The sequence below is a fragment of the Nigerium sp. genome, from assembly GCF_039811905.1.
Taxonomy (GTDB): domain Bacteria; phylum Actinomycetota; class Actinomycetes; order Propionibacteriales; family Propionibacteriaceae; genus Propioniciclava.
The window spans coordinates 1-5,539 of sequence record NZ_JBDHZL010000144.1 but is presented as its reverse complement, the minus strand read 5'-3'; the positions used below and the strand labels follow the sequence as shown (position 1 = coordinate 5,539).

Genomic DNA, 5,539 nt, shown 5'->3' with positions numbered 1-5,539 from the left:
CCCTCGGACGCCCCGGTGCCCTCGGCGCCCCGGTGTCCTCGACCCGCTGTGCCCTCGACCGCGTCGCGCGTGCGTCTCCTAGGGCTTGCACACGAGGTGTGAGCAAACAACAGGGCCGATCACGTCGGCGTGAGATCGCCGGACGCCCGAGTCCACCGGACGCCCCCGGCGTCCGCCGCCCTCGCGGACGGCGCCGGGACGCGCCGGGACGCCCCGGGACGCGCGGGGCGAGGGGCCAAAGTGGCCGCACCCGCGCCGGTGGGTCAGACTAGGGGGTGTGACGAGCCCCGTCCCCCCTTCCCGTGCCCGCCGCGGCCGTGTCCGCATGCCGCGGGAACAGCGTCGTGAGCAGTTGATGGACGTGGCGCGCGGTCTGTTCGCGGAGCGGGGGCTCGACGGCACGTCGGTGGAAGAGATCGCCGGCCACGCTCAGGTGAGCAAGCCGGTCGTCTACGAGCACTTCGGCGGCAAGGAGGGCCTCTATTCGGCGGTCGTCGCCGAGGACATGCGGACCCTGCACGACGCGATCGCCGAGGCCATCTCCCGGCCGCGCACCGACCCGCGCACGCTCATCGAGCTCGGCACCCTCGCGCTGCTCGACTACATCGAGGAGAACCCCGACGGCTTCCGCATCCTGTCGCGCGACTCCAACCCGTTCCAGCCGGCGGGGTCGTTCCAGACGATCCTGTCCGCGATCGCGAGCCGTGTCGAGGGGCTGCTGGCCGCCCAGTTCGAGCGGCGCGGCTACGACCCCGAGACCGCCCCGCTGTACGCGCAGATGCTCGTCGGCCTGGTCGCGCTCGCCGGGCAGTGGTGGGTGGACGCCCGGGTGACGTCGGGCATGAACCGGCCAGAAGTCGCCGCGCACCTGGTCAACCTCGCCTGGAACGGCATGCGCAACCTGGACGTCGACCCCCGTTTGCGGCTCGAAGAGCTGCCCCACGAGGGCGAAGACGACGAGGGCGAAGACGACGGGGCGGAGGACGACGGGGACACCGGTCCCGCGTCCCCCGACGACCCCGAGCAGCGCGGGTGCTGAGCTGACGCCGGCCGACCGGCACCCGGGGAGCATCCCCGCCGCCGGCGGCGTCCTTCCCTACACGACCAAGCGCGCGCCCGGCACCGGCCCGCAGACGCGCTTCACAGCGCGGCACAGCCCGGTCGCGCTGAGCTTCACCGAGATGTCGAGGGCGGCCGCCTCGCTCGCGGCCAGGAACGCGCACGTCGGCCCCGACCCCGAGACGACGGACGCGAGCGCGCCCAACTCGTCCCCCGCCGCCAGGACGCGCTCCAGGTGCGGCCGCATCGCCACGGCGGGCTCCTGCAGGTCGTTCTCGATGCACCGGGCCAACGCGGCGGGGTCGCCGGCGGCGAGCGCCTCCAGCAGCCCGTCGGGGACGGCGGGCTGCTCGACCTCGCGGCCGGCGGTGAGCTCGTCGAAGCGGCGGAACACTGCGGGCGTCGGCAGCTCGAAGTCCGCGAACGCCAGCACCCAGTGGTAGGTGCCCCGGCTCAGCACCGGGACGAGCCGGTCGCCGTGGCGCGTCCCGAGCGCGGTCTGGCCGAGCAGCGCGAACGGGACGTCGGCCCCGATCTCCCCGGCCAGATCGCCGAGCTCGCCGGGCCCCACGTCGAGGTCCCACAGGACCGAGCAGGCGAGCATCGCGGCCGCGGCGTCCGCGGAGCCGCCCGCCATGCCGCCCGCGACCGGGATGGCCTTTCTGATCGCGATGGACGCCCCCAGCTCTGCCGGCTCGCCGTAGCGCTCGGCGAGGAGCCGGGCGCCCCGGACGGCGAGGTTGCGGTCGTCCCACGGGACGCTGGCGCTCTGCTCGCCGGCGACCGTGATGTCGAAGCGGCCGGGCTCCGCGGGCGTCACCGTGACCTCGTCGACCAGCGACACCGCCTGGAAGACGGTGGCGAGCGGGTGATACCCGTCGTCGCCGACTGGCCCCACCTTGAGGGCCAGGTTGATCTTCCCGGCGGCGCGCACACGCACGGGGCCGGCGATCGCCGTCGGAGAGGTCATGGCGAACATTCCTACCAGGGACGCCTGCCCGCGGCCAGCCGTCCGTGAAGCCCGGGCAACGATCCGGCGCCCGATCAGGGGACTGTCGGAGGGGCTCGATAGGCTGGGGCCGACCCCGTTCAAGGAGGACGATCATGGCCCTGACAGATTCCGGACCGAACCCGTACACCCTCGATATCGAAGACGCGACCGTCGCCAACGAGAACTTCCGCACGACGGCGTGGACCGGCGAGCACCTGCAGCTCACCCTGATGGCCATCCCGGTGGGCGGGGAGATCGGCGGCGAGGTGCACCCCGACCACGACCAGTTCATCCGCATCGAACAGGGCACCGGCCGCGTCGAGATGGGGGCGTCGGAGTCCGAGATTTCCTTCACCGACGAGGTGACGGACGACTGGGCGATCCTCATCCCGGCTGGCAAGTGGCACAACGTCACCAACACCGGCGAGGAGCCGCTGAAGCTGTACTCGCTGTACGGGCCGCCCGACCACGTGGCCGGCGCCGTGCACCCGACCAAGGCCGACGCCGACAGCGACCCGAACGAGCACTGAGGCGCCCGGCCCGGGGAGTCACCCCGAGCCGGGCAGCCGCTCGGCGATGCGCGCGAAGTCGGCGATGCCGAGGGTCTCGCCGCGGGCCTGCGGGTCGACTCCGGCGTCGGTCAGCGCCTCCGACGCGGCCGCCGACGAGCCGAACAGCCCGGCCAGCGCCCCGCGCAGCATCTTGCGGCGCTGGGCGAAGGCGGCGTCCACGACGGCGAACACCCGCTCGACGGGCGCCGTCGTCGCGGGCGGCTCGCGGCGGGTGATCCGCACGAGGCCCGAGTCGACGTTCGGCACCGGCCAGAAGACCGTGGGGGGCACGGTGCCGACGCGAACGGCGTCGGCGTACCAGGCCATCTTCGCGCTGGGGACTCCGTAGACCCGCGAGCCCGGCCGCGCCGCGATGCGGTCGGCGACCTCGAGCTGCACCATCACGAGGCCGCGGTCCCAACCCGGGAACCGGGCGAGCAGGTGCAGCAGCACCGGCACGCTCACGTTGTACGGCAGGTTTGCGACGACCGCGGTGGGCTGCGGGTCGGGCAGGGCGTCGACGTCGAGGGCGTCCGCCTCGATCACCCGCAGGGCGGACGCCTTCGCGGGCATCCGCTCGGCGACGGTCGCCGGCAGCCGCCGGGCCAGCGCCGAGTCGATCTCGATCGCGGTGACGGCGGCCGCGGCGTCCAGCAGGCCGAGCGTCAGCGAGCCGAGGCCGGGCCCGATCTCGAGCACGACGTCGTCCGGCCCGACCCCCGACGCAGCGACGATCCGGCGCACCGTGTTCGCGTCGTGCACGAAGTTCTGCCCCCGCTGCTTCGTCGGACGCAGGCCCAGTTCGGCCGCGAGTGCGCGCAGCGAGCGCGGGTCGAGCAGGCCCTCGCCCGGCCCGCGGCCCTCGACGGCCGCGGGGTCGGCGTCCCCCGGCCCGGCGGTCACGCGGCGCCCCAGTCGCCGAAGACGGCCGTCGCGTTGGCGTGCAGCGCGTCGCACAGGCCCGCGACGTCGGCGTCCCGCTGCTCGGCCAGGTACCGCAGCGTGACGGGCACGAGATACGACGCGTTGGGCTTGCCGCGGTACGGCATCGGCGTCAGGTAGGGCGCGTCGGTCTCGACGAGCAACCGGTCGGCCGGCGTGAGCGCGAGCGCCTCGCGCAGGTCGTGGTTCGCCTTGAACGTGACCGTGCCCGGGAACGACAGCCAGGCGCCCCCGTCGAGGCAGCGGCGGGCGAACGCCGCGTCCCCCGAGAAGCAGTGGAACTGCACCCGCTCGGGCCAGCCCTCGGCGTCCAGCACGTCGGCGACGTCGGCGTGGGCGTCCCGGTCATGGATCACGAGCGCCTTGCCGAACTCCTTCGCCCACGCGATGTGCGCGGCGAACGACTCCTTCTGCAGCGCGCGCCCCTCGGGCTCGCGCGTGCGGAAGTAGTCCAGGCCGGTCTCGCCCACCCCGCGTACGCGGTCGGACGCCCCGATCAGCGCCCGCAGCCGCTCCAGCTCGCCGGGCAGCCGCGGCCCCAGCCGGGCCGCGTCGTTGGGGTGGATGGCCACCGCGGCCACCACCCGGTCGGACGCCTCCGCGTGCCGGATCGCCTCGACCGAGTCCTCGACGTCGGTGCCGACGTCGACGAGCCGGGTCACGTTCACCGCGGCCGCCCGCGCGATCAGCTCGGAGGCGTCGAGCCCGAGGTGCTCGGCCGTCGTGGACAGGTGCGTGTGGGCGTCCGTGGTCGGGCGCGGCAGCGGCTCGGGCGCCGGGACGAGCGCGGTCACGGCCGATCTCCCCTCGTCGGCAACGGTTTCCGGACGACGGCCCCGCTCACGAGCGCCCCTTCCTCGCGGCCACGGCCGCGTCGTACAGTTCCGACTTCCCCAACCCGGACGCCTCCGCCACGCCGGCGACGGCCGCCTTCAACCGCTCGCCCTCGTCGACGCGCCGCAGGACGGCCTCCACGGCGTCCGCGATGCTTCCGACGGCGGGCACCGCCCCGGCGATCACCACCGAGATCTCGCCGCGCGCCCCCTCGGACGCCCACGCGGCCAGCTCCGCCAGCCCGCCCCGGACGACCTCCTCGTACGTCTTCGTCAGCTCGCGCGCGACGACCGCCGGCCGGTCGGCGCCGAAGGCGTCCGCGGCGTCGGCGAGGAAGGCCGCGAGCCGGTGGGGCGCCTCGAAGAAGACCATCGTCCGCTGCTCCTCCGCCAGGGACGCCAGCCGCCGGCGCCGCTCCCCGCCCTTGCGGGGAGGGAAGCCCTCGAAGCAGAAGCGGTCCGACGGCAGGCCGGACACCGCGAGCGCGGTCAGCACGGCCGACGGCCCCGGGGCGGCGGTCACCCGGTAGCCGGACGCGGCGGCGGCCGCGACGATCCGGAAGCCCGGGTCGGAGACGACCGGCATGCCGGCGTCCGTCACGACGACGACCCGCTTGCCCTCCTCGAGCGCGCTCAGCAGCAGCCCGACCCGGTCGGACTCGTTGCCGTCGAAGTACGACACGACCGGCGCCGACACCCGGACGCCGAGCCGCGCGGCGAGCGCTTTGAGGCGCCGCGTGTCTTCGGCGGCGACGAGGTCGGCGCGGCCGAGTTCGCGGGAAAGGGCGGGGCTCGCGTCGGCGAGATCCCCGATCGGCGTCGCCGCCAGCACGAGGACGCCGCCGGCGTCCGGTTCGGACATCACCGGTCCAGTATGGCCAACCCGGCGCGTTTAGGATGGTCGCCGTGACGCAGCCCCCCGAGTCCCCGTCCGATCCGCCGGAGGAGACGGCGACCGCCCTCCCCGATCCGGGGCAGGACGCCGACCTCCCCCGAGCGCCCGAGGGCGTCAGCACGTTCGCTGCCGTCCGGGACGAGGACGCCGGGGCCACGGGCTCCCCCACCGCGGGCGCAGCGGGCGCGACCAGCGCCTCCGGGGCCACGGTCGGCGCGACCGCCGCGTCGGCCAGCCCCACCGCGACCGGCGCGACCGCGGGCCGCCG

Annotated in this window: 7 protein-coding genes; 3 read left to right on the top strand and 4 right to left on the bottom strand. The window is 75.0% G+C overall.

Translation table 11 applies throughout. The features are described 5' to 3' along the window. The first annotated feature begins 325 nt into the window (after positions 1–325). Positions 326–1,039, top strand: coding sequence for a TetR/AcrR family transcriptional regulator (locus tag WMJ97_RS14240; RefSeq protein ID WP_347349667.1), 714 nt, complete (start codon positions 326–328; stop codon positions 1,037–1,039). A gap of 57 nt (positions 1,040–1,096) precedes the next feature. Here the strand turns inward: WMJ97_RS14240 and WMJ97_RS14235 are convergent, their stop codons facing one another. After that, on the bottom strand, positions 1,097–2,029 hold the full coding sequence (locus WMJ97_RS14235; RefSeq protein WP_347349666.1) for a 4-(cytidine 5'-diphospho)-2-C-methyl-D-erythritol kinase: 933 nt from the start codon (positions 2,027–2,029) through the stop codon (positions 1,097–1,099). Between the two features lie 134 nt (positions 2,030–2,163). Between WMJ97_RS14235 and WMJ97_RS14230 the strand changes: the two genes are divergently transcribed. Continuing rightward, positions 2,164–2,580 (top strand): cupin domain-containing protein, encoded by a 417-nt coding sequence (locus WMJ97_RS14230; RefSeq protein ID WP_347349665.1) that lies wholly within the window; start codon positions 2,164–2,166, stop codon positions 2,578–2,580. A gap of 18 nt (positions 2,581–2,598) precedes the next feature. On the opposite strand, the gene rsmA is transcribed toward WMJ97_RS14230, so the two are convergent. From rsmA to rsmI, 3 genes are read right to left on the bottom strand one after another with little or no spacing between them, the layout of a single operon-like run. Next, complete coding sequence (gene rsmA / locus WMJ97_RS14225; RefSeq protein ID WP_347349664.1) at positions 2,599–3,504, bottom strand: 16S rRNA (adenine(1518)-N(6)/adenine(1519)-N(6))-dimethyltransferase RsmA; 906 nt, start codon at positions 3,502–3,504, stop codon at positions 2,599–2,601. Then, a complete protein-coding gene (locus WMJ97_RS14220) occupies positions 3,501–4,337 on the bottom strand; it encodes a TatD family hydrolase (RefSeq protein ID WP_347349663.1) in 837 nt (278 codons plus the stop codon). The genes rsmA and WMJ97_RS14220 overlap by 4 nt, the downstream gene beginning before the upstream one ends. A 46-nt stretch (positions 4,338–4,383) precedes the next feature. Then, a complete protein-coding gene (rsmI, locus tag WMJ97_RS14215) occupies positions 4,384–5,238 on the bottom strand; it encodes a 16S rRNA (cytidine(1402)-2'-O)-methyltransferase (protein WP_347349668.1) in 855 nt (284 codons plus the stop codon). Positions 5,239–5,282: 44 nt separating this feature from the next. On the opposite strand from rsmI, the gene WMJ97_RS14210 reads away from it, so the two are divergent. Further along, on the top strand, positions 5,283–5,539 hold a 257-nt coding region (locus WMJ97_RS14210), incomplete at its 3' end, for a hypothetical protein (protein ID WP_347349662.1).